The following is a 19,792-nucleotide window of genomic DNA, read 5'->3' as shown; positions in this document are numbered from 1 at the left end:
GTTGGCCGAAGCCGATGGAGGTGAGCCCGATGCAGGAGCTGTTCCGTGCTCCCCGGGAGGTCACCCGATGAGGACGCCGACACCCGTTCCGTCACCACCGGTTGTCATCAACGACAACGCCGCCTGGTGCTGGTTCCAAGACGAACGCGCGGTCGTGGACCCGGGCGCCGGCCTTCTCCTTGTGGGCTCCGTCGCTTCGGCCGACGGCCCGGACGGCGCCCGCCGCGACGGCAACATCGAGCTCGCCGTGGTGGACCTGGGCACCGGGGCGAGTGAGGTCGTCGTGCTGCACGAGAACCTCGAGGCCGACGATCACAACGCGCCCGCCCTCTGGCGCCGGGCCGACGGTCGTTGGCTCGCCGTCTATACGAAGCACAAGACCGACGACCTCACCCGCTGGCGTATCAGCGAACCCGGCGATCCGCGACTCTGGGGGCCAGAGCGCCGCTTCGACTGGAGCCCGCACACCGGTGGCATCGGGGTGACCTACTCCAACCTGCATAAGCTCGACGGCCGGCTGTACTGCTTCGCGCGCGCGGTGAACGACGATCAATGTGCCCTCGTCTCCGACGACGACGGCGATACCTGGAACTATTCGGGCAAGCTCTTCACGAGACCCAAGATCGGCTACGTCAACGGGTACACCCGCTACGTGTCGACGCAGACCCGCATCGATCTGGTCACCACCGACCACCATCCCCGGGACTACGACAACAGCATCTACCACGGCTACCTCGAGCAGGGAGCGCTGCACGGCACCGACGGCACGGTCATCGACACCCGCGTACTCACCGGCGAGGCGCCGTCGCAGGTGAGACTGACGACGGTGCTCGCCGCGAGCACAGTGCTGACCTCCAGCTCGGTCTGGGGCGGGGAGCGCATGTCGCACGCCTGGACCGTCGACATCCGCCGGGCCGCGGACGGCACGCTCGCGGCGGTGCTGTCGACGCGCGGCGGCCCAGGGCCCGGCGCCCCCGATTCGGGCAACCCCGGCGAGGCCTACGAGCGGATGCGCCCGGTGCCGGACCACCGGTTCTTCTACGCCCGGCACACGCCAGGGGGCACCTGGCGGGCGCATCCGCTCGCTCGGGCCGGAGCGGGGCTGCTCCCGCACGAGCAGGACTACACGGGGCTCGTCGCCATCGACCCGGACGACCTGGATTCCGTGTACGCGTCGCTGCCGATCGACCCGCGCAACGAAACGCCGCTGCCGCACCACGAGATCTTCCACGGCCGCACCGGGGACGCCGGCCGGACCTGGTCGTGGACGCCGGTCACCGAGAACTCCGCCGTGGACAACCTCCGGCCGATCGTGGCGCCCGGCGATCGCACCCGGGTCACGTTGCTCTGGTTCCGCGGCACCATGGCCAGCTCCCAGAGCTACGACTGCGAAGCCGTTGCGCTGATACGCCCGCGCCGCTGAGGTGACACAACCCACCTAGGCGGTCTCGCCGAACTCGTCGTCGGTCGAGCTTGTCGAGACCTGGTGACCCGGTCTCACCGCCTACTTCGCGGCGAGCAGCCGGGCCACGCGGGGCTTCACCTCGGTGGCCAGCAGGGTGAGCGACTCCAGCAGGTGCTCGTGCGGCAGACCGCCCAGGTCGCCCTGCAGGAAGTGCCGCATGTGGCCGAGGTAGCCGTGCAGGTGCACGATGCGTTCAGCGACGTCGTCGGGGTCGCCCACGTAGTACGCGCCAGGTGCGTGGCTCTGGGCCAGGTACTGGCGGCGGTCGGGGGCACCCCAGCCGCGCAGCCGGCCCATCTCCACGTTGAGGTTGTGCCAGCCGGGGTAGAACCGGTCCAGCGCCTCCTGCTTCGTCGGCGCGACCAGGCCGAACGTGGCCACCGACACCTTGATGTTCTCCGCATCGACGCCCTCGGTGTGTCCGGCCTGCGCGGCCGACCGGCGGTACAGCTCGGTGAGCGGCTTGAATCGGTGCGGCTCACCGCCGATGATGCCGTACGACACCGGCAGGCCGAGCTTGCCGGCCCGGGCCGACGACGCCGCGTTGCCGCCGGTGGCCAGCCAGATCGGCAGCCGGCCGGCGAACGGCCGGGGAACCACGGCCAACTCGTCGAGCGTGGGGCGCACGGTGCCCGACCAGCTCACCGTCTCGGTGGGGCTGTTGTTGATGGTCATCAGCAGGTCGAGCTTCTCCGCGTAGAGCCGGTCGTAGTCGGCCAGGTCGTAGCCGAACAGGGGGAACGTCTCGACGGAGGAGCCCCGACCCGCGGTGATCTCCACCCGGCCGCCGCCGGAGATGGCATCGGCGGTGGCGAGCTGCTGGAACACCCGCACCGGGTCATCCGTGCTGATGATGCTCGCCGCGCTGCCGAGGATGATCTGGCTGGTGGCCGCGGCCGCCGCGGCGATCACGGCGCCGGGGGAGGACGCGGGCATGCTCACGGTGTGGTGCTCGCCGATGCCGAAGTAGTCCAGCCCCGCCCGGTCGGCCACCACGATGGCGTCGAAGAGGTTGCGGATGCCCTCCGCCGTGCTGCGCGGGCTGCCGTCGGGGTTCAACGGGGTGTCGCCGAAGCTGTAGGCGCCGATTTCCATGAGTCTGTCCTCTGTCTGTGGTGGATGCCTGCGTAACTGTTCCCGAAGCGGACTTCTGCGGCCGGCGTACCGGCCGCACTTGTCCGCGCGGGCAACAGTTGCGCTCGGGCGCGGGCCCGTGTGGGCGGGCTACGCCGCTTCGGTCTCCCGCGCGGCGAGCTCCAGCTCGGCGGTGAGCTCGGCCGCGGTGTGCCGGCCGCCGAAAACCGGGGAGCCCGGCTCGAACGCCACGCCGGCCTCGAGCGGGCCGGCGTAGACGGCATCGAAGCCGAAGCGCTCGATGACCTCGGCCACGACGGATGCGGCATCCGCGTCGCCCGCGATGGCCAGCGCGTGCCGGTCGTCGGCGCCGGCGGGCCGGGCGTCGGTCTCCAGGTCGTGGTAGCCGATGTGGTTGAGCGTCTTCACCAGGCGGGCGCCGGCGAAGTACTCGGCGACAACCTCGCTGCTGCCACGCGGGTCGCCGGCGAACTCGTCGAGCTGGCCGTCGATGGGCTGCCAGTAGTTCATGGTGTCGAGCACAAGGCGGCCGGCCAGGGTGGCCGGGTCGACCGAGCGGAACTTGTGCATCGGCACGGCGAGCACCACCAGGTCGGAGGTGGCGGCGACCTCGGCGGCTGTCATGGCCACGGCGCCGGGGGTGACGATGTCGACGATCAGCTGGATATCGGCGGCCGGGCCGGAGCCGGCGATGTGCAGGGCGTAGCCCGCCTCGAGGGCTGTGCGGGCGATGGCGGAGCCGACGCGGCCCGCTCCGAGGATGCCGATCGTGGTGACCATGGGGGCCTTTCTGCAGAATTGCGGGCGCCGGAGTGCGAACGCCGATATTCAACAATGGCAAACCTCGCGGACGAGCGCCAACCGGTGGTAAGCTGCTAATCAATAGTTAGTGAGCAGGGGACCACAATGAGCCAGCCCGTAAACCACTCCGTCGAAGGCAGTGTTCTCAACGACAGCGTGACCGAGTCCACCTTCGCCCTCGACGAGGAAGAGTGCCGCCGGTTCCAAATCTCCGTGGAGCTGGCCGGCCGCAAGTGGAGCGCAGCGATCCTCATGGCCGGAGCCCGTGGCGCTCGCCGGTTCTCCGAGTACCGCACCCTCGTGGAGGGCATCTCCGATCGGTTGCTCGCCGCCCGGCTCAAGGAGTTGGAGCAGGAAGGCCTGATCGAACGCCATGTGCAGCCCACCACCCCGGTGTCAATCAGCTACAACCTGACCGCGTCCGGCCTCCAGCTGATCTCGCTGCTGCACCCCCTGGTCACCTGGAGCCGCACCCGTCAGGGCGTGTCCGCCTCCTAGCGGCCTCTCCCCGGCTGAGCCGGTCAACTGTCTGGGCCGACACCCTGACGAAGCGCGTACTGACAGGGTCTCCCTCATCCGCCGCCCGACTCGTAGCGTCGAGGGCATGGACGGCGACGACGACGCCTCCGAAAGGAACACCATGGAGATCGAACCCACCCGCGAAACCATTCTCAACCCCGAAGACAGATTCCCCGGCGGGGTCTGGCTCGACCTGATCGCCGTTCCGCACGGCCCCGAGCAGCGCACCACGGTCGCGAAGGTCCGTTTTCAGCCCGGGGCGCGCACCGCCTGGCACTCCCACGCCCGCGGCCAGTACCTGCACGTCACCGACGGTGTCGCCCGCTTCGGGGATCGCGCCGGCAACATCATCGAGGTGCATCCCGGGCAGACCCTGTACACGCCGCCGAACGAACAGCACTGGCACGCGGCCGCGCCCGGCGTCTTCATGGAGCACTACGCGATCCTCGAAGGCGATGACGGTGCCGAGACGCCCACCTGGTGGGGCGAGCAGATCACCGACGACGAGTACAACGGCATCACGCCTGGCTAACGCCCTACTTCGAGCGTCGCACCAGGGCGGCCGTCGACCACAGCGCCCAGGCCACCAACAGCGGCTGGCCGAACAAGCGGCCGATCCTCTTGGCGTCGGTGTCCAGCCCGAACGCATCCCTGTGGTGCACGGCCTGGGCGATGTTGCCGGGAAAGATCGCGGTGAAGAAGGTGGCGGCGAGCAGCCCGACCTTGCCGCGCAGGCTGGTCGGTGCGAACAGCAGCGCGCTGCCGAGCGAGATCTCGGCCACTCCGGAGAGCAACACCGTGGTGTCTTCCTTCAGTGGCACGAACTCAGGCACCTGGGCGCGAAAGTCGTCGCGCGCAAAGGTGAGGTGACTCGTGCCCGCTAAGACGAGAATTGCCCCGAGTGCGATCCGGCCCGCGGTGCGTGCCTTGGCTGAGGGTGAGCTGCGGCGCTGCGTCATGACTGCTCCTTGTCGATAAAGCGGAACGGGGCGGTGAGGCGGGACGGGGTGCGGCTAGCGGATGCCCGCGATGCGCTCCAGTCCGGCGCGCAGGATGAGCTCTTCGGGGTCGGCCAGCAGGTGGTGGTTGAGGTAGAGGCCCTCCAGCCACTCGAGCACCTCGGCCTCGGGCAGGCCCACGGCGTCCCAGTCCACACCGGGCCGGGCGAGCACGGCGGGCTGGCCGTTGGCGGGGTCGGTCCAGGCCGAGGCCAGGGGCAGGTCGGGCTCCTCGTGCGCGGCGTTCCAGAGCAGCGCGATGGGGTGGTTGGGCCCGTCGATGTGGTCGTGGCCCACGTGGCCGGCGCCGAGCCACGGCAGCATCAACTGTTCGCCCTCGAGCTCGAGGTCCACGACCTCCAGCTGGGTCGGTTCTTCCGGGCTGGTCGCGTAGACGGTGAGGCCGAGCGCGCTCCACTCGGCCGCCTCGGCGGCGTCCATGGTGAGTTCTTCGAGCAAGGCGCTGACATGGTTCACGAACGGCACCGACCAGGCCAGCAGGGCTTCGGTGTCGGCGCGCGGCCACGGGCTGATGTCGCTATCCATGCCGTCCGCGTTGTGGAAGTGGTGTTCCATGCCGCGCTCGGTCACGTCGAAGTGCAGCTCACCCTCTTCGAAGCCGATGTAGACCGCGGCGCCGTCTTCCAGCCACTGGGCATCCAGCACCGGGTACGCGAAACGCGGCGGCAGCGGAGGTGCCACCAGGGGAAGCACGCCCAGATTGAGCACAGCGCAGAACTGCGTGTTGGGCAGGCGAAGGCTGGGGTCTGACACCGGTTTCATCTCCGTGGATCGTGGCGGGCGTGTGCCCATCCATCCAAGTATGGAGCAGGTGGCCGCCGATGCGGATGCCGTGGGGCGCGCCCCGGGTGCAGCGTGCGGTCAGGACCGGGTCAACCGGGTGCGCACCTCGGCGGCGACCGAGGTCAACGCGTCGGTGAAAGCGGCCAGCTGATCGGCATCCAGGCTCGCGGTGGAGGCGGCGAGCATCTCGGAGAAGTCGTGGTGGATGCCGCCCATCACGTCGTGCCCGTGCGGGGTCAGCTCCAGGTAAAGGCTGCGGCGGTCGCCGGGATGGTCCACTCGGTGCAGCAGGCCGGCCTCCACCAGCCGGCGCGCGATGGCCGTGATCGCCCCGGTGGTCATGCCCAGATAGTCGGCCAGTTCCTTGGGCGTGATGCTCACCGACCTGGCCACCTTGAAGAGGGTGCGCAGCTCGGTGGCGCTCACGCCGGCATCCTCGGCGATGCGCTGCCGGTTGGCGTCGAGAGCGCTCACGAACGCCGTTGCGGCGGCCGGAAAGCCCGTGAGGGTGTGCGCGGGCGGTGCGGGTGCGGGCATGGCGTCTCCGGCCGGGGCGGAGCGAGGTGAGTCACTCGCGGTGGGTGCGAATTCGTGGTGTGGAAAATATTGTACCGAATCCTTCCCAAACTAGCTGAGAATGTAGTTTAATGACTAAGCAAATTACTTGCTAAGCGATATCAGGCACCGTCAACCCCCGATGGAGTAGCTCATGATTCCCGACATCCTCTCGCCCGGACAATACGACACTGTTTACAATTCCCTCTCGCTGGTGATCGCCGCGCAGCTGTTCACGGCGGTTTTCCTGCTCATCGCGTTGCCACGCATCCTGCCGCGGTACCGGCAGGCGATCACGGTGGCGATCATTGTCTGCGGCATCGCTGCGTACCACTACTTCCGCATCTTCGACTCGTTCAGGGAAGCCTTCGTGACCGAGGCCGCCGGTGGGCAGGGCGACTACGCCCAGGCTGCCGGAGCCGGGTTCAACGAGGGCTACCGGTACGTGGACTGGCTGCTCACAGTTCCGCTGCTGCTTGTGGAGCTCATCGCGGTTCTCGCCCTGGCCCGGTCGGTGCAGCGTGGCCTGCTGGTGCGGCTGGTTCCCGCCGCCGCGCTCATGATCCTGCTCGGCTACCCCGGTGAGATCAGCGGCGACAACGGCATCCGTGGCCTGTTCGGATTGCTTTCCACCATCCCGTTCGCCTACATCCTCTACGTTCTGTTCGTGCAGCTCACCAAGTCGCTGAACAAGCAGCCCGTGGGGGTGCGCAGGATCCTCAGCCAGCTGCGCTGGTTGCTGCTGTTGAGCTGGGGCGTCTACCCGATCGCCTACCTGCTGCCGATGCTGAACCTCGAGGGCGCGGATGCCTGGGTCTTCAAGCAGGTCGGCTACTCGATCGCCGACATTCTGGCCAAGGCCGTCTATGCGTTGATCATCTTCAGGGTCGCCCGCATCAAGTCCTTCGACGACGACCCCGAATTCGCCGAGGTCGAGCGTTCCCTCGACGAGGAACCCGCCCGCGTCTGAGTCGCCGGTGTGGGCGGTGTGAGCGGGAGCAGCATGGGTCAGCCCTCCAGTGACCCGGCGTTCCGTTGCCCCACCGCCTGCACCGGCTCATGGCCCGAGGGCTGCAGCGCGGCATCCACCGGGCCGGCGGATGCCCGCTGCAGCGCCGCGATCACCGTGCCGATGGCGAGCCGTCGTGCGCTGCCGGTGCGCACCGCCGCCACGATCTGCCGGTCGGCCAGCCCGAGCACCGGGCGGGCCACGATGCCCGCGCGCGGTTCCACCGCGAGCTCGGGGAGCACGGCCACCGACAGGCCCGCGGCCACGTGGTCCAGAAGCACCCCGTAGCTTGAGAACCGGCCGGCCACGACGGGTTCGAATCCTTCCAGCCGGCAGTGCCGGGGAACGAGTTCGCCCAGGTAGGTGCCCGGCTCGTCCAGCGCCCACCGCTCGGTGGCCAGATCGGCCAGCGACACGCTGTGGAGCTCACCCAGGGGATGGCCGGTCGCGGCGACGGCCATCAGCGGGTCGGTGGCCAGCGGGATCACCGTGATGGTGGGGCTCAGCAGTGTGCCGTCAGCCTCGTCGACGGTCACGATGAGGTCGCACCGGCCCTGGTCCAGCGCCGTGGTGGCCGCGCGCGGTTCGATCTCGAGCAGCTCCAACGTGAGCCGTGGATGCGTGCGCGCCAGCTCCTTCGCCGCCCGGATCAGGATCGGCGCCATCGAGCTGGCGAAGCCGCCTACTCGCAGGTGCCCGGCGGGCTCGGTGCTGATCTCGGCGATTTCCGCCTCGATGGCGTCCATGTGGTCGCGCAGCTCCCGCGCCCGCTCCACCAGGAGCACCCCGGTCGCCGTGAGCGTGAGGGTGCGGCCCACCCGGTCGAACAGGACCACTCCGGTCTCGGCCTCCAGCGCTGACAGCTGCTGTGACACCGTCGACGGGCTCAGCAGCAGCTCGGCCGCCACCGCCCGCACGGTGCCCACCCGCGCGAACACGTCGAGGAGCCGCAACCGCCACGGATTCAGGGTCATGGCCCGAGTCTACTGTTCGGCAGAATCGAACAGCATGGTGGAGAAGATGGTCTAGACATGCACAGGGGCTCGTCGTTACCGTCGACCCATGTCCTCGAGCCTGATCACCCCCGCTGCCACGTCCGGCGCCTCATCCGACGCCGCCTTCTGGGCGGATATCGACCGTCACGTCGTGCGCTACGGCAGCCCGTTCGTGCCCGAGATCATCGATCGTGCGCGAGGGAGCTTCGTCTACACCGAGGCCGGCCGCCAGATCCTGGACTTCACCTCCGGCCAGATGAGCTCCATTCTCGGCCACTCGCATCCGGAGATCGTGGCCACGGTGCAGCGCCAGATCGCCAGCCTCGACCACCTTTACAGCGGCATGCTCTCCCGGCCGGTGGTGGAGCTGTCCCGGCGGCTGGCCGAGACGCTGCCGCATCCGCTGACCAAGACCCTGCTGCTCACCACCGGCGCGGAGTCGAACGAGGCGGCCATCCGGATGGCCAAACTCGTCACCGGCAAGCACGAGATCGTCTCGTTCGCGCGCTCCTGGCACGGCATGACCCTGGGCGCGGCCGGCGCCACCTACAGTTCGGGCCGAAAGGGCTACGGGCCGGCGGCACCCGGCAACATCGCCATCCCCGTGCCCTACGAATACCGGCCCGACTTCGTGGATGCCGAGGGTCGGCTCGACTGGCGCCGCCAACTCGACGTGGCCTTCGCGCTGGTCGACGCACAGTCCACTGGCAGCCTGGCCGCCTGCATCGTCGAGCCGATCCTCAGCTCCGGGGGCATCATCGAACCGCCGCTCGGCTACCTCGCCGCACTCAAGCGCAAGTGTGAGGAGCGCGGGATGCTCCTCATCCTCGACGAGGCCCAGACCGGACTCTGCCGCACGGGCACCTGGTACGCCTTCGAGCGCGACGGTGTGGTGCCCGACATCCTCACCCTCTCCAAGACCCTGGGCGCCGGCCTGCCGCTGGCCGCGGTCATCACCACGGCCGAGATCGAACAGGCCGCCGCCGACCGTGGTTTCCTGTTCTTCACCACCCACGTGTCCGACCCCCTGGTCGCCGCCGTGGGCAACACAGTGCTCGACGTTCTGCAGCGCGATCAGCTTGATGTTCGCGCGGCCGAGCTCGGTGCGCTGCTCCGCGCCGGCCTGCTGTCGATCCAGGACCGGCACGCGGTGGTCGGCGATGTGCGCGGCCGTGGCCTGCTGCAGGGTGTGGAGCTCGTGCTCGATCGGGAGACCAAGGAGGGTTCAGACGAGTTGGGCGCCGCGATCACCCGCCGGTGCCTCGAGCTGGGGCTGCACATGAACATCGTGCAGTTGCCCGGCATCGGCGGCACCTTCCGCATCGCGCCGCCCCTCACGAGCACCGAGGCCGAAATCGCCCTCGGCCTCGAAATCCTCGACCAGGCCATCGGCGAGCACGCCCCCGGCTAACCCCTCGACCCGCAGCGCTCGAGCAGGGTGCAGCTAGTCGCTCAACACCGCCTGGTCCACCATCAGGTGCCCCCAGGCGCCGGTCGCGTCATCGAGCACCTGCAGCTGGGCGGTCTGGCCGGCGAGGTCGTTCAGATCCCATCTCACAGGGCGCAGGGTGCCGTCGTCGTTGCCGGTGGCGGTGCGCACGGGTTGGCCGTTGACCAGCAGGTTCACCGAGGTCGCCGGTTCCACGCCGAGTGGATGCGCGCCGCCGCCGATCAGGAATCGGAGGAAGCTGCGATCGATGGTGAACGGCGCCGAGGTGACGGTGCCGGTGGCGGCATCGCCGCCACCGACGTAGCTGTCCAGCACCTGGCTGCCCACCGTTCCGGGTGCGGTGGAGCCGCTCGGCCCCTGCCCGGCGAAGCTGCCCGTCGCCGTCCAGCCCTCTCCCCACGTGGGGCCCTCGAAGTCTCCGATCACCCGGGCGGGCCGCTGGTCGACACTGGCGAACTCCGTGATGGTCACGTCGGAGAAGGTCGCCGTGCCGCCACTGCTGAACAGGTTGATCCCGGTATCCGCCGAGTCGGCGAACACCTGGCTCGACATCACGTAGCGCCCGTCGTCCACGAAGACCTCGACGGTGGTGCGGTCAACGAGGATCCGCAGGTGCACGTTCGTCGCGGCCGGATCGAACGGAACCTGGCTCTCGAGTTTCTGGCCGGAGGCATCCGGGTTGCCTGTGCCGCCGCGGTTCAGGTAGGCGAAATCATCGAAGACGCCCACGTCGGCGTGCCGGCTGTCGTCTGCGGAGGACCGCAACTGCAGGCCGACATTGTCGAGGTCGGCCCAACTGATGTCAGCTTCGAGCTGGTAGGCCGAACCCTCATAGTCCAGGGGAAGCTGCCCGTTCACCGCGAAGGTACCCAGATTTCTCACGCTGGTGGCGTGGTCCTCGAGGGCGGCGACCGGCTGCGAGACGAGGCTGTAGCCGGCGCCGTAGCGCTTGAGGCTGATCTCCCGCACGATGGAATCGGTGCCGTTGAAGCCATCGGCCGGCCAGTTGGGCGTGACGTGCGGGTAGGACCAGTTGTTCATCCACGCCATCGCGAACCGGCTGTCGTTCGCGGCATTCGCCGGGTCGGCCCAGGTGACCGCCCCGTACCAGTCGAAGCCGTGGTCGAGCCACTGGGGCGCGGTCACGTCCGGAACGAAGGTGGTGCCGTCGAACGTTCCCGTCCAGTAGGCCAAGGTGTTCGGCTCGTCGGTGGCGTAGCCGTTCGCGCTGATCCCCATGACCCATCGGGTGGAGCCGTCGTCCGCGGTGATCTGGAACAGGTCGGGGCACTCCAGGGTGCCCAGCCCGGTGTTCACGTACTCGGATGCGCGGGTCCAGTCCTTGAGGTTGGGCGAGGTGTAGAAGCCGATCTTCTGCCCCTCGGCGATGAGCGCCACCCAGCGGCCGCGGTCCGCGTCCCAGATCACCTTGGGGTCGCGGAAGTCGGTGCGCCCGCCGTTGGCGATCACCGGGGTGTCGCCGGCCGGCTGGAAGTTCAGGCCGCCATCGGTGGAGTACCAGAGGAACTGTGCCTGCGGGCCGGAGGCATTGGCGATCTGGGCGGGCGTGGGGTGGTCCATCTGGGTGACCAGCATGATGATGGCGTCCGAACCGTACCCAGCGGTGTTGGCGCTGTCGAGCACGGCCGAGCCGGACCATAGGTCGTAGTTGGCGTTGGTGCCCTTGTCCGCGACGACGCCCTGGTCGGCGAACATCACGTTGTCGGTGGTGGTGGCCAGCCGCCAGGCGGTGCCGACCTTCTGGTCGTAGTCACCGTTGTAGAGGTAGTAGTAGTTGAATTCGCCGTTGACGTAGAGCGGTCGTTGAGGGTCGTTCTTCCAATGGTCCGGAACCGTGAAGTGGTACTGCGCCCGGTTGCCGTCCGAGGCGGCGCTGTCCGGTGCGGCGCTGTCCGGTGGGGCGCTGTCCGGTGCGGCCACCGGAATGAGCGCCGCGACGGCCAAGGCACCGATCACGATCGCGGCGGTCCGCCGGAGGGGACGGGTCGGACGGGGGAACACGAGTGGTGCAGTCATCATTGACTCCGTTGTGTTGCGGGTGGATCGCAGTTGGGTAGTGCGGGTGGTTGAGGGCTCGGTGGACTACACCGCGGCGAGTTCGGTGCGGGTGGGCGGGTCGGCGCCGGGGCGGGACACCGTGACGGCGGCCGCATCCGCGCTTCGCCGCATGATGCTCTCCAGCACACCCAGCGGCACGTCGCGGAGCGCCTGGCGGCGGTCGGCGCCGATCAGGTCCGCGCCGATCAGTCCGTCGATGAGCGCGCCCATGAACGTGTCGCCGGCACCGACGGTGTCGACCACGCTCACCCGGGGCGCTGACGCCCAGACCCGGCCCTGAGCGGTGAGCGCGAACGCGCCCTCGCCGCCCTGGGTGACGACCACAACGGCCGGCCCGGCGGCCAGCCAGGACGCCGCCGTCTCGGCGAGATCGCGGTCGGGGTGCAGCCAGAGCAGGTCCTCGTCGCTGACTTTCACCACGTCGGCGAGGCCCACGAGCTGTTCCACCCGCGCCCGTGCGGCCGCGGCGTCGTCGATCAGCGCGGGCCGGATGTTCGGGTCGAACGTGATGGTGGCCGTCGCCCGCCGGGCCTCGACCAGGCGGGCCACGTCGGAGGCGCCCGGCTCGATCACCGTGGCGACCGACCCCACGTGCAGCACGTCGGCCGCGCCGGCCAGCGACACGTCAACGGACCAGTCCAGGGCGAACTCGTAGGTGGCCGCCCCCGTGGCATCGAGTAGAGCCGTGGCGGTGGAGGTGTGCGCCCCTGTCGCGCTCCCCGCCGACACCCGTACCCCCGAGTCCTCCAGCCATGCCCGCAGCACGAGCCCGCGCGCATCGTCGCCCAGGCTGGTGAGTAGCTGCGGATGCCGCCCCAACCGGCCCAGCGTCAGCGCCACGTTGGCCGGGCTGCCGCCGGGCGCCTCGTGCCGGGAGCCGTCGGCCCGCTGCACGAGGTCCACCAGCGCTTCGCCCACGACGAGCACCTGACGCTCGGACGCATCGGCCACGGTCCCGGTCACAGCGTTGCCGCGGCGAACGCGCCGTCGGCGACGGCGGAACCGGCACCCGTCCGGTGCACCAGCCCGAGCACCGGATCCGCCGTCACCGGGATCGGGTCGCTCAGTGTGCCGACGAACTCGCCGTCGACGATGTTGATGAAGCCGAGCAGCACCCAGCCGCCGTCGGCATCCCGCAGCAGTCGGGCAGCGTAGAGATCGGTGCGGTCGAACAGCACCGACCCGGTGAAGTCCACCTGCTCCAGTCGGGCATCCACGGCCACGCTGTAGACGCCGCCCACCTCGCCGGCGGCCTGGCGTTCGGGGGAGAGCTCGCTGACGCCGCAGCAGAACAACAACACGGGCACCCCGTCGACGATCTCGAACTGGAACACCTCCAGCTGGCCGAAGCCCTGGCCGGGCTGGCTGAGCGGCGGCTGCACCGTCCAGTTAAGCAGGTCGTCGCTGGTGGCATGGCCGAGCACGCCGCGCACGAGCGGGTCGCCGGTGGAGGCGCGCGCGGTGATCAGCATCTGCCAGGTGCTCTCGCCGGGGAACCGGAACACCCACGGGTCGCGCCAGGCCTCGTCGTGCCACAGAGAGAGGTCGAGCTTCTCGTAATAAGCGGAGTCGGCCTCCACCAGCGGCTCGGTCGAGACCTTCGTCCAGGTGAGCAGGTCGGCCGAGGTGGCCGCGCCCACCCGCTGCACCATGGTGTCGTCCGCGCGGGAGGTGCCGGTGTAGAACATCCACCAGAGCCCGTCGTCGTTCTGCACCACGGAGCCGGTCCAGGTGGTGCCGTCGTCGAAGGCGGGCGCATCCGAGATGATCAGCGCATCCTGCACGACCGTCCAGTTGGTCAGGTCGGTACTCACGGCGTGGCCCACGATCGGATGCCGGTGCCGGCGGTCGGGATCCCCCAGGGCCTTGCTGGCGTGCAGGTAGAAGGCGTGCGTGACGCCGTCGACCTGCACGTACCAGGAGTCCCAGATCCACTTATCGGGCAGTTGGAGCGACATAACCGGGCCTAACCTTTCACACCGCTGGACGCGATGCTGTTGACGAATGAGCGTTGGAACGCGATGAACAGGGCCACCACGGGCAGGGTGATCAGCGTGGAGTACGCCATCACCTCGCCCCAGGAGACGTTGAGCTGGAAGAAGTACTGCACGCCCACCATCACCGGGCGAAGCTCCTCGGTTTGCACCACCATGAGCGGCCAGAGGTAGGAGTTCCAGGCGGGCAGGAAGGTGAGGATGGCGACGGTGGCGATGGCCGGGCCGGAGAGCGGCATGACCACCTGCCGGTAGATGCGGAACCAGCCTGCGCCGTCCATGCGGGCGGCCTCGTCGAGCTCCTTGGGGATCGACTCGAAGTACTGGTGGAACAGGTAGATCGAGAACGCGTTGGCGATGAACGGGATGATCTGCACCTGGTAGGTGTCGATCCAGCCCTTGGTGAAGAGGAAGCCGAACTCGGTCAGTTCGAACGAGGGCAGCTGGTTCACCCACCACACCAGCGGCAGCGCGAGGGTCTCGAACGGCACGATGAGGGTGGCGATGATGAGGGTGAGGATGACGGTCTTGCCGCGCACGCGCATCCGGCTGAGCGCGAAGGCGGCGAGGCTGTTCACCAGGATGCCGGCGACCACGGTGATCGCCGAGATGCCGATGGAGTTGACCAGGAACCGGGCGGCGGGCACCCGGTCGAACACGGCCGCGTAGTTGTCCATCGAGATGTTGCCGATGGGCAGGAACGCCGCGATCGAGGACAGGTCGCCGAAGATCTGCTGGTCGGGCTTCAGCGACGACACGAACATGAACAGGATCGGGAAGAGGAACAGCACGGTCAGGCCGATGCGGAGGATCCAGCCGCCGATGCCGATCACGCGCTTCTTCTTGGCCGTCTTGCGTCCGAGCACGGCGTGCGGGGCGGATGCCTGCGCCGATTTTGTGCCGGCCACTTCGGGAATCGCTACTTGTGAGATCGCCATGATCAGGCCTTCTCTCTGCTGAGGAAGCGCTGCACGACCGAGATCAGCAGCACGATGACGAAGAACACGAGGGAGATCGCCGAGGCGTAGCCGGTCTCCTGCTGGGCGAAGCCGCTGCGCACGGCCTCGTAGACCACGGTGGTGGTGGAGTTGAGCGGGCCGCCCTGGGTCATCACGCTGATCTGGGTGAACAGGCTGAGGGCCTGGATGGTGATGGTCACCAGGATCAGGCTGCGGGTGGCGGAGAGGCCCGGCCAGGTGATGTACCGGAAGCGCTGCCAGGCGGTGACGCCGTCGAGGTCGGCGGCTTCGTAGAGGTCGGCGGGGATGGTCTGCAGCCCGGACAGCCAGATGATCATGTGGAAGCCCACACCCTGCCAGACCGACATGAGGATGATCGCCGGCATCGAGGTGGAGGTGTCGTTGAGCCAGTCGGGGCCGGTGACCATGCCCATGGTGACCCGTTCGATGATCACGTTGATCAGGCCGTCCTGGCGGTACATGAACAGCCAGAGCAGCGAGACGACGACCATGGAGGTGACCACCGGCAGGAAGTACACCGTGCGGAAGAACGTGGTGCCGCGCACCTGCTTGTTCACCAGGATGGCCATCACCAGGGCGAGGCCGGCCTGCAGCGGGACGACCACCACGGCGAAGTAGCCCACGTTGAGCAGCGCGCGGAAGAAGGCGGCATCCGCGAACAGGCGCACGAAGTTGTCGAGGCCCACGAACACGGCCGGGTAGGGCGAGATGAGCCGGGCGTTGGTGAAGGCGAGCCCGAATGCGAGGATCGCCGGGACGAAGATGAACAGGGCCAGCAGCAGTACCGCGGGGGCCAGCATGGCCAGCCCGGCGACGTTCTCGGTCTTGCTGGTGCGGTCCCGTTTGGGCCGGCGAGGCCGGGCCGGGCCGCCGGCGGCGGGGGCCGCCGGGGGTCGTTCGATCGTGCTGGTCATGAGAGTCTCCCTGAGCGAGGGCGGGGGCGCGGCTGTCAGTTGAGGCACTGAGCCGCACCCCCGCGGTCGACTACTTCTGCGTGTAGCCGCCGTTGGACTTGATGTTGGCGTCGATGGCCTTGACCGCCGAGTCGAGGGTGCCCTGCGGGTCACCGCCGTTGATGATGTCCTGCGTGGCCTTGGTGAACTCCGTCGCGATGAACGGGTACGCCGGGGTCTCCGGGCGGAGCACCGCGCTCGTGGCCGAGAACTCGCGGAAGATGGCGAGGTTGCCGCCCTCCTCGAAGCCGGGCACCAGGGCGGCGGCGGCATCCGTGGCGGGGATGGTGGCGGTGGCCACCGCGACCGCGGCGATGTTCTCGGGGGAGAGCGAGTAGGAGAGGTAGTCCATGGCCGCTTCGGGGTCGGCGCAGCCGGTGGTCACGCCCCACTGCCAGGAGCCGCCGCCGATCTTGGTGCCTTCGCCGAGGTCGACGGAGGGCATCACGGCCAAGTCGTCGCCGAGTGCGGCGGCGTTGTTGGCCGCGGCCCAGCTGCCGCCGTACTGGATGGCGGTCACGTCGTTCTGGAAGTCGAGCGCGGAGTCGGCGCCGCTCTTGGTGGCGATGTAACCGTCGGTGGCGAGGGACTGCATCCACTCGGCCCACTCGAGGGCTTCCGGTCCGTTGAGCACGCCATCCGCCGACTGGTAGTCATCGCGGTTGACCAGGTCGCCGCCGAAGGACTGCAGCAGCGGGGAGAACGCGTAGGGGTACCACTCGCCCACGTCGCCGGTGCCGATGTCGAGCGGATTCTTCCAGTTGCCGGTGGCCTTGAGCTTGGCGAGTGCGTCGTCGAACTCCTCCTGGGTCCAGGGCTGGTCAATGGTGGCCTGGCGGATGCCGTTCTCGGCGAGCACGGACTTGCGGGCGAACATCGCCAACGCCACGTCGTAGTAACCCACCGAGTAGGTCTCGCCATTCCAGATGCCCAGCGTGCTGGGCAGGTTCTCGTCCAGGTCCACGCTGAGGTCGAGCGGGGTGAGGTACTTGGCCCAGGCCCAGTTGGGCACGTTGGGGCCGTCGATGTCGACGATGCAGGGCAGCTTGCCGGATGCGGCGGCCGCGATCACCGAGTCGTTGTAGGAGGCCTGTGGGAACGCCTGCAGCTTCACAGTGGTCTCGTCCTGGCTGGAGTTGTAGCCGTCCACGATGGCCTGCACGGCGGCGAGCTCTTCGGTGTTGCCGCCGTTGTGGGTCCAAATGGTCAGTTCGCCGTTCTTACCGTCGGAGCCGCTGGCGGCAGTGCCGTTGGCGCAGCCAGTCAACGCGGCAACGAGACTCGTGGCGAGTACACTCGCTACGATCAGGCGCTTCTTTGCGTGTCTCATCTTCATTCCTTCTAATCGGGGGTTGTGGGGGAGTACATCGGCGAGGGGAGCCGATCGTCGCGACCGTTCCAGCGGTTGCGAAGTGTGGAGGTTGGCTCGTCGCCGCGTTATCGCGGAGGCGGGCCGACTGACTGCCGCAGCACCAGGGGGCAGGGCATCTGAATCTGCTGCGGTGCCGAATCGGCGTCATCGGCCAGTTCGGCGGCGAGCCGCTCGATGGCCCAGCGGCCCATCTCGTAGTGCGGCAGCGCGATAGAGGTGAGCCCGGGCAGCAGCGCGTCGGCCAACACCTCGAAGTTGTCGATGCTCACGATGCTCAGGTCCCGGGGGATCTCCAGGCTTGCCAGGTGTGCCGCCTGGTAGGCGCCCATGGCGATGCGGTCGTTGAAGCAGAACAGCGCGGTGGGCCGGTCGGCCAGGGCCAGCAGCCGGCTGGCGGCGTCGCGGCCCGGCCCGGTCATCGACTCACTCGCGGTGACAAGGGACTCGTCGTAGGCGATGCCCTGTTCGGCCAGAGCGGCACGGTACCCGGCGAGGCGGCCGCGGGTGGCGGGGATGTCGTCGATATTGCCCAGGTAGCCGATGCGGCGGTGTCCGGCCTGGAGCAGGTGCGCCATGGCGGTGCGGGCGGCGCCTTCTTCGTCGGGCACCACCGAGGACAAGTCGGTGCGGTCGCTGGATGCGTCGAGCAGCACCGTGGGGATGCCGCTCAGCGCCGCGGGAAGCTCAACGGCCTGGTGGTACATGCGGGCGTAGATGATGCCGTCGACCCGGTGCTGCAGCAGCGCCTCGATTCCACGGTCTTCAACCTTGGAATTGCGGTTGGAGTTGACCACCATGAGCACCTGGTCGTTGGCGGCGGCAGCTTCTTGAGCGCCGAGCAAAACGTTGCCGGCATAGGGCGTGGTGGAGATCTCGTCGCTGACGAAGCCGATGATCTGCGAGCGCTTGCTACGCAGGCCGCTGGCGAGCCGGTTGGGTGCGTAGTTGAGGCCCTCGGCCACCGACTTCACGCGTTCCCGGGTGGCGTCGCTGAGCTGTCCGCCGCCGCTGAGCGAGTGCGACACGGTCGTCACGGAGACGCCGGCCGCGGCCGCGACCTCTCGAATACCCACACGCTTGCTCATCATTGAACCCATTCCCAAAAACGTTTTTGTTGATCTGGGTGAGAGCTTACATAAACGTTTTTGTGGATGTCAAGCGCGGGATGCAAACCCGCGGAGACGTCAGTCCGCGGGTTTGTCGCTTGACGGCTTGCGTCCGTCAGCTAGGGACTAGCTAAGGCTCCGCAGTGAAGAAGATACAGCGTAGATGCCTGGTATGGCGGGTCCAGCCTTAGGCGGCTTTAGTGGCAGGCCACGAAAAATGCTCGAGTTCAGTGCGCTCAAAAGGAAGCAGCCCATCGTCGTTTGGCTGAACGAGACCATACAGTCGCCTTAGCTCCGCTCTCGTACTTATCAGACCCGCAGAGATGCTCTCAAAGAACAGATCCACGGTCGTGAAAGTTGGCACCTGGGCCTTATGGGCTAGTTTGATCGCGTCTTGGTCGTCGATCATCGCGACAACGTCATAACCCCTCGAAATCAGCAGCCGCGCATGGGCGATAAGAACCATTTCACCGCGATGCTTACCGCTCTGCAGCATTGAAGGCGAACACGCATTTGTCACCCAAGTCCAGTGAAACGCATAGTCTTCGTCGTCGACACGCGCTGGTGTCTCGAGCTTCTTCGCATGGCCACTTGACAAGATGCCCTGAAGCTTCCGCTGACATAACGTAAATCGACGATCTCTCGCCGCCTTGTGGTTGACCTCGTCAAGGACTGCATCCGGAACGGCTACGGTTCCGGTCATATGCTTCAGGGTGTTCAGGTACAAGGTGCACGTTTCATGGCGCGACATGAAGTTCAGAATTGGGCCCGCGTCCAGAACGATCAGGTCACTCTTCTCGTCAGGGCCGGGCTCCACTGTCATGACCTCTGACCAAAGCGCGCTTTTGGAGCAACGGTGGGGATCGGTCGAATGTCGTACAGCTCAAGTTCAACGGCAAGGTCCGCCGCCGGAATGCCCCTGATGCGAGCCACCGCCTCCAGCCCGATCATGTTATTGATATAGGCATCCATAGCCTCGCTGACGATGCGCATGGGAGCCTGTGGTGTCATGGCCTTCCTCTGGGAGGCGATATGTTCTTCGGCCCAGCCGTAGCGGGCAGCCAATGCGCCTGTCGAGAGAGCCCACCAAGAGTCTTTCTGCATCTTCGAAATTTGCCTGGTATTTTCCATCTGGATGAGCAGCAGCCTCGGCGAGACCTCAAAGTAGCGCACCCCGCGTGAGAGGTCAGCTTCGCTTAGAGGCGCACTTCCCCCAGGCCTGTCAAAGAACTCAATCACCCCGGCGGTCGGAACGAGCAGGTTGCGTGCAAAAGCATCGGCCTTAATTTCACTGCTACCGCGAGTGCACTCGATGATGCCATCTGCGGCGAAATCACCTAGCTCTAGGTGCCCAAGCTCATGTGCGAGCGTTGCCCTTTGGCGCTCTAGCGAAGTGGTGCAAGCAATCGCGATAATCCGCTGATTCGTCGCCGGGTCTTGCACGACCATGCCGTCTAGCCCTTCATCCATGGGCATAATCGCGACATCGATTCCCAATCGGCTCTCGACAAGGTCGTTGAGATCGCTGATCGGTGCGTTCCCAAGGTCGTGACGTTTACGAAAACCCCTCGCGGCGTCGGACCCGACGGACTCGTTGCTTCGTGTCATGTTCATTCC

Annotated in this window: 20 protein-coding genes; 5 read left to right on the top strand and 15 right to left on the bottom strand. The window is 67.6% G+C overall.

What is annotated here, in order from left to right; genetic code table 11:
• The first annotated feature begins 67 nt into the window (after positions 1–67).
• Complete coding sequence (locus E3T61_RS04915; RefSeq protein WP_134639773.1) at positions 68–1,423, top strand: BNR-4 repeat-containing protein; 1,356 nt, start codon at positions 68–70, stop codon at positions 1,421–1,423.
• A gap of 81 nt (positions 1,424–1,504) precedes the next feature.
• Here E3T61_RS04915 and E3T61_RS04910 read toward each other — a convergent pair whose 3' ends face one another.
• Both E3T61_RS04910 and E3T61_RS04905 read right to left on the bottom strand, forming a co-directional pair.
• On the bottom strand, positions 1,505–2,560 hold the full coding sequence (locus E3T61_RS04910) for an LLM class flavin-dependent oxidoreductase (protein ID WP_134639772.1): 1,056 nt from the start codon (positions 2,558–2,560) through the stop codon (positions 1,505–1,507).
• 129 nt (positions 2,561–2,689) lie between these two features.
• Positions 2,690–3,340, bottom strand: coding sequence for an NADPH-dependent F420 reductase (locus tag E3T61_RS04905; RefSeq protein ID WP_134639771.1), 651 nt, complete (start codon positions 3,338–3,340; stop codon positions 2,690–2,692).
• A 126-nt stretch (positions 3,341–3,466) separates the two neighbouring features.
• Here E3T61_RS04905 and E3T61_RS04900 point away from each other — a divergent pair, with 126 nt between their 5' ends.
• A complete protein-coding gene (locus tag E3T61_RS04900; RefSeq protein ID WP_134639770.1) occupies positions 3,467–3,859 on the top strand; it encodes a winged helix-turn-helix transcriptional regulator in 393 nt (130 codons plus the stop codon).
• A 142-nt stretch (positions 3,860–4,001) separates the two neighbouring features.
• Entirely contained in the window at positions 4,002–4,412 is a 411-nt protein-coding gene (locus tag E3T61_RS04895; RefSeq protein WP_134639884.1) for a cupin domain-containing protein, read from the top strand.
• Between the two features lie 4 nt (positions 4,413–4,416).
• Here E3T61_RS04895 and E3T61_RS04890 read toward each other — a convergent pair whose 3' ends face one another.
• From E3T61_RS04890 to E3T61_RS04880, 3 genes are all read right to left on the bottom strand, one after another.
• Positions 4,417–4,839: a DoxX family protein gene (locus E3T61_RS04890; protein WP_134639769.1), complete on the bottom strand. Its 423-nt coding sequence runs from the start codon at positions 4,837–4,839 to the stop codon at positions 4,417–4,419.
• Between the two features lie 54 nt (positions 4,840–4,893).
• A complete protein-coding gene (locus E3T61_RS04885; protein WP_134639768.1) occupies positions 4,894–5,652 on the bottom strand; it encodes a hypothetical protein in 759 nt (252 codons plus the stop codon).
• Between the two features lie 108 nt (positions 5,653–5,760).
• Positions 5,761–6,219 carry a MarR family winged helix-turn-helix transcriptional regulator gene (locus tag E3T61_RS04880; RefSeq protein ID WP_134639767.1) on the bottom strand — a complete coding sequence of 153 codons (459 nt, stop codon included), beginning with the start codon at positions 6,217–6,219 and terminating at the stop codon, positions 5,761–5,763.
• Positions 6,220–6,391: 172 nt separating this feature from the next.
• Between E3T61_RS04880 and E3T61_RS04875 the strand changes: the two genes are divergently transcribed.
• Positions 6,392–7,207 carry a bacteriorhodopsin-like gene (locus E3T61_RS04875; protein WP_134639766.1) on the top strand — a complete coding sequence of 272 codons (816 nt, stop codon included), beginning with the start codon at positions 6,392–6,394 and terminating at the stop codon, positions 7,205–7,207.
• Positions 7,208–7,245: 38 nt separating this feature from the next.
• Here E3T61_RS04875 and E3T61_RS04870 read toward each other — a convergent pair whose 3' ends face one another.
• On the bottom strand, positions 7,246–8,220 hold the full coding sequence (locus E3T61_RS04870; RefSeq protein ID WP_134639765.1) for a LysR family transcriptional regulator: 975 nt from the start codon (positions 8,218–8,220) through the stop codon (positions 7,246–7,248).
• An 88-nt stretch (positions 8,221–8,308) separates the two neighbouring features.
• Here E3T61_RS04870 and E3T61_RS04865 point away from each other — a divergent pair, with 88 nt between their 5' ends.
• On the top strand, positions 8,309–9,652 hold the full coding sequence (locus tag E3T61_RS04865; protein ID WP_134639764.1) for an aspartate aminotransferase family protein: 1,344 nt from the start codon (positions 8,309–8,311) through the stop codon (positions 9,650–9,652).
• Positions 9,653–9,685: 33 nt separating this feature from the next.
• On the opposite strand, the gene E3T61_RS04860 is transcribed toward E3T61_RS04865, so the two are convergent.
• The 9 genes from E3T61_RS04860 to E3T61_RS04820 all read right to left on the bottom strand — a co-directional run bounded on the left by E3T61_RS04860 (position 9,686) and on the right by E3T61_RS04820 (position 19,783).
• Positions 9,686–11,728, bottom strand: coding sequence for a glycoside hydrolase family 32 protein (locus E3T61_RS04860; RefSeq protein WP_241992391.1), 2,043 nt, complete (start codon positions 11,726–11,728; stop codon positions 9,686–9,688).
• Between the two features lie 66 nt (positions 11,729–11,794).
• Complete coding sequence (locus E3T61_RS04855) at positions 11,795–12,733, bottom strand: carbohydrate kinase family protein (RefSeq protein ID WP_241992390.1); 939 nt, start codon at positions 12,731–12,733, stop codon at positions 11,795–11,797.
• Positions 12,730–13,728 carry a glycoside hydrolase family protein gene (locus tag E3T61_RS04850; RefSeq protein WP_134639762.1) on the bottom strand — a complete coding sequence of 333 codons (999 nt, stop codon included), beginning with the start codon at positions 13,726–13,728 and terminating at the stop codon, positions 12,730–12,732. The genes E3T61_RS04855 and E3T61_RS04850 overlap by 4 nt, the downstream gene beginning before the upstream one ends.
• An 8-nt stretch (positions 13,729–13,736) precedes the next feature.
• Positions 13,737–14,528: a carbohydrate ABC transporter permease gene (locus E3T61_RS04845; protein ID WP_420480701.1), complete on the bottom strand. Its 792-nt coding sequence runs from the start codon at positions 14,526–14,528 to the stop codon at positions 13,737–13,739.
• 176 nt (positions 14,529–14,704) lie between these two features.
• Positions 14,705–15,658 carry a carbohydrate ABC transporter permease gene (locus E3T61_RS04840; RefSeq protein ID WP_134639760.1) on the bottom strand — a complete coding sequence of 318 codons (954 nt, stop codon included), beginning with the start codon at positions 15,656–15,658 and terminating at the stop codon, positions 14,705–14,707.
• A 70-nt stretch (positions 15,659–15,728) separates the two neighbouring features.
• Positions 15,729–17,027 (bottom strand): sugar ABC transporter substrate-binding protein, encoded by a 1,299-nt coding sequence (locus E3T61_RS04835; RefSeq protein WP_338145508.1) that lies wholly within the window; start codon positions 17,025–17,027, stop codon positions 15,729–15,731.
• A 107-nt stretch (positions 17,028–17,134) separates the two neighbouring features.
• Positions 17,135–18,154 (bottom strand): LacI family DNA-binding transcriptional regulator, encoded by a 1,020-nt coding sequence (locus E3T61_RS04830; RefSeq protein WP_241992389.1) that lies wholly within the window; start codon positions 18,152–18,154, stop codon positions 17,135–17,137.
• Between the two features lie 208 nt (positions 18,155–18,362).
• Entirely contained in the window at positions 18,363–18,998 is a 636-nt protein-coding gene (locus E3T61_RS04825) for a PIN domain-containing protein (protein WP_134639757.1), read from the bottom strand.
• Complete coding sequence (locus E3T61_RS04820; RefSeq protein WP_166793145.1) at positions 18,995–19,783, bottom strand: ImmA/IrrE family metallo-endopeptidase; 789 nt, start codon at positions 19,781–19,783, stop codon at positions 18,995–18,997. The genes E3T61_RS04825 and E3T61_RS04820 overlap by 4 nt, the downstream gene beginning before the upstream one ends.
• Positions 19,784–19,792: the final 9 nt, after the last annotated feature.

Origin of the sequence: Cryobacterium lactosi, assembly GCF_004403945.1 — a bacterium.
Lineage (GTDB): Bacteria > Actinomycetota > Actinomycetes > Actinomycetales > Microbacteriaceae > Cryobacterium > Cryobacterium lactosi.
The sequence above is the reverse complement of the archived record's forward strand: the minus strand, read 5'-3'. Positions and strand labels throughout refer to the sequence as shown.

Excerpts from the sequence above, each read along its gene's own strand:
- E3T61_RS04915 (WP_134639773.1), top strand. The coding sequence starts at position 68 with ATGAGGACGCCGACACCCGTTCCGTCACCACCGGTTGTCATCAACGAC.
- E3T61_RS04910 (WP_134639772.1), bottom strand. The coding sequence starts at position 2,560 with ATGGAAATCGGCGCCTACAGCTTCGGCGACACCCCGTTGAACCCCGAC.
- E3T61_RS04905 (WP_134639771.1), bottom strand. The coding sequence starts at position 3,340 with ATGGTCACCACGATCGGCATCCTCGGAGCGGGCCGCGTCGGCTCCGCC.
- E3T61_RS04900 (WP_134639770.1), top strand. The coding sequence starts at position 3,467 with ATGAGCCAGCCCGTAAACCACTCCGTCGAAGGCAGTGTTCTCAACGAC.
- E3T61_RS04895 (WP_134639884.1), top strand. The coding sequence starts at position 4,002 with ATGGAGATCGAACCCACCCGCGAAACCATTCTCAACCCCGAAGACAGA.
- E3T61_RS04890 (WP_134639769.1), bottom strand. The coding sequence starts at position 4,839 with ATGACGCAGCGCCGCAGCTCACCCTCAGCCAAGGCACGCACCGCGGGC.
- E3T61_RS04880 (WP_134639767.1), bottom strand. The coding sequence starts at position 6,219 with ATGCCCGCACCCGCACCGCCCGCGCACACCCTCACGGGCTTTCCGGCC.
- E3T61_RS04875 (WP_134639766.1), top strand. The coding sequence starts at position 6,392 with ATGATTCCCGACATCCTCTCGCCCGGACAATACGACACTGTTTACAAT.
- E3T61_RS04870 (WP_134639765.1), bottom strand. The coding sequence starts at position 8,220 with ATGACCCTGAATCCGTGGCGGTTGCGGCTCCTCGACGTGTTCGCGCGG.
- E3T61_RS04865 (WP_134639764.1), top strand. The coding sequence starts at position 8,309 with ATGTCCTCGAGCCTGATCACCCCCGCTGCCACGTCCGGCGCCTCATCC.
- E3T61_RS04860 (WP_241992391.1), bottom strand. The coding sequence starts at position 11,728 with ATGACTGCACCACTCGTGTTCCCCCGTCCGACCCGTCCCCTCCGGCGG.
- E3T61_RS04850 (WP_134639762.1), bottom strand. The coding sequence starts at position 13,728 with ATGTCGCTCCAACTGCCCGATAAGTGGATCTGGGACTCCTGGTACGTG.
- E3T61_RS04845 (WP_420480701.1), bottom strand. The coding sequence starts at position 14,528 with ATGTTCGTGTCGTCGCTGAAGCCCGACCAGCAGATCTTCGGCGACCTG.
- E3T61_RS04840 (WP_134639760.1), bottom strand. The coding sequence starts at position 15,658 with ATGACCAGCACGATCGAACGACCCCCGGCGGCCCCCGCCGCCGGCGGC.
- E3T61_RS04835 (WP_338145508.1), bottom strand. The coding sequence starts at position 17,027 with ATGAGACACGCAAAGAAGCGCCTGATCGTAGCGAGTGTACTCGCCACG.
- E3T61_RS04830 (WP_241992389.1), bottom strand. The coding sequence starts at position 18,154 with ATGAGCAAGCGTGTGGGTATTCGAGAGGTCGCGGCCGCGGCCGGCGTC.
- E3T61_RS04825 (WP_134639757.1), bottom strand. The coding sequence starts at position 18,998 with ATGACAGTGGAGCCCGGCCCTGACGAGAAGAGTGACCTGATCGTTCTG.
- E3T61_RS04820 (WP_166793145.1), bottom strand. The coding sequence starts at position 19,783 with ATGACACGAAGCAACGAGTCCGTCGGGTCCGACGCCGCGAGGGGTTTT.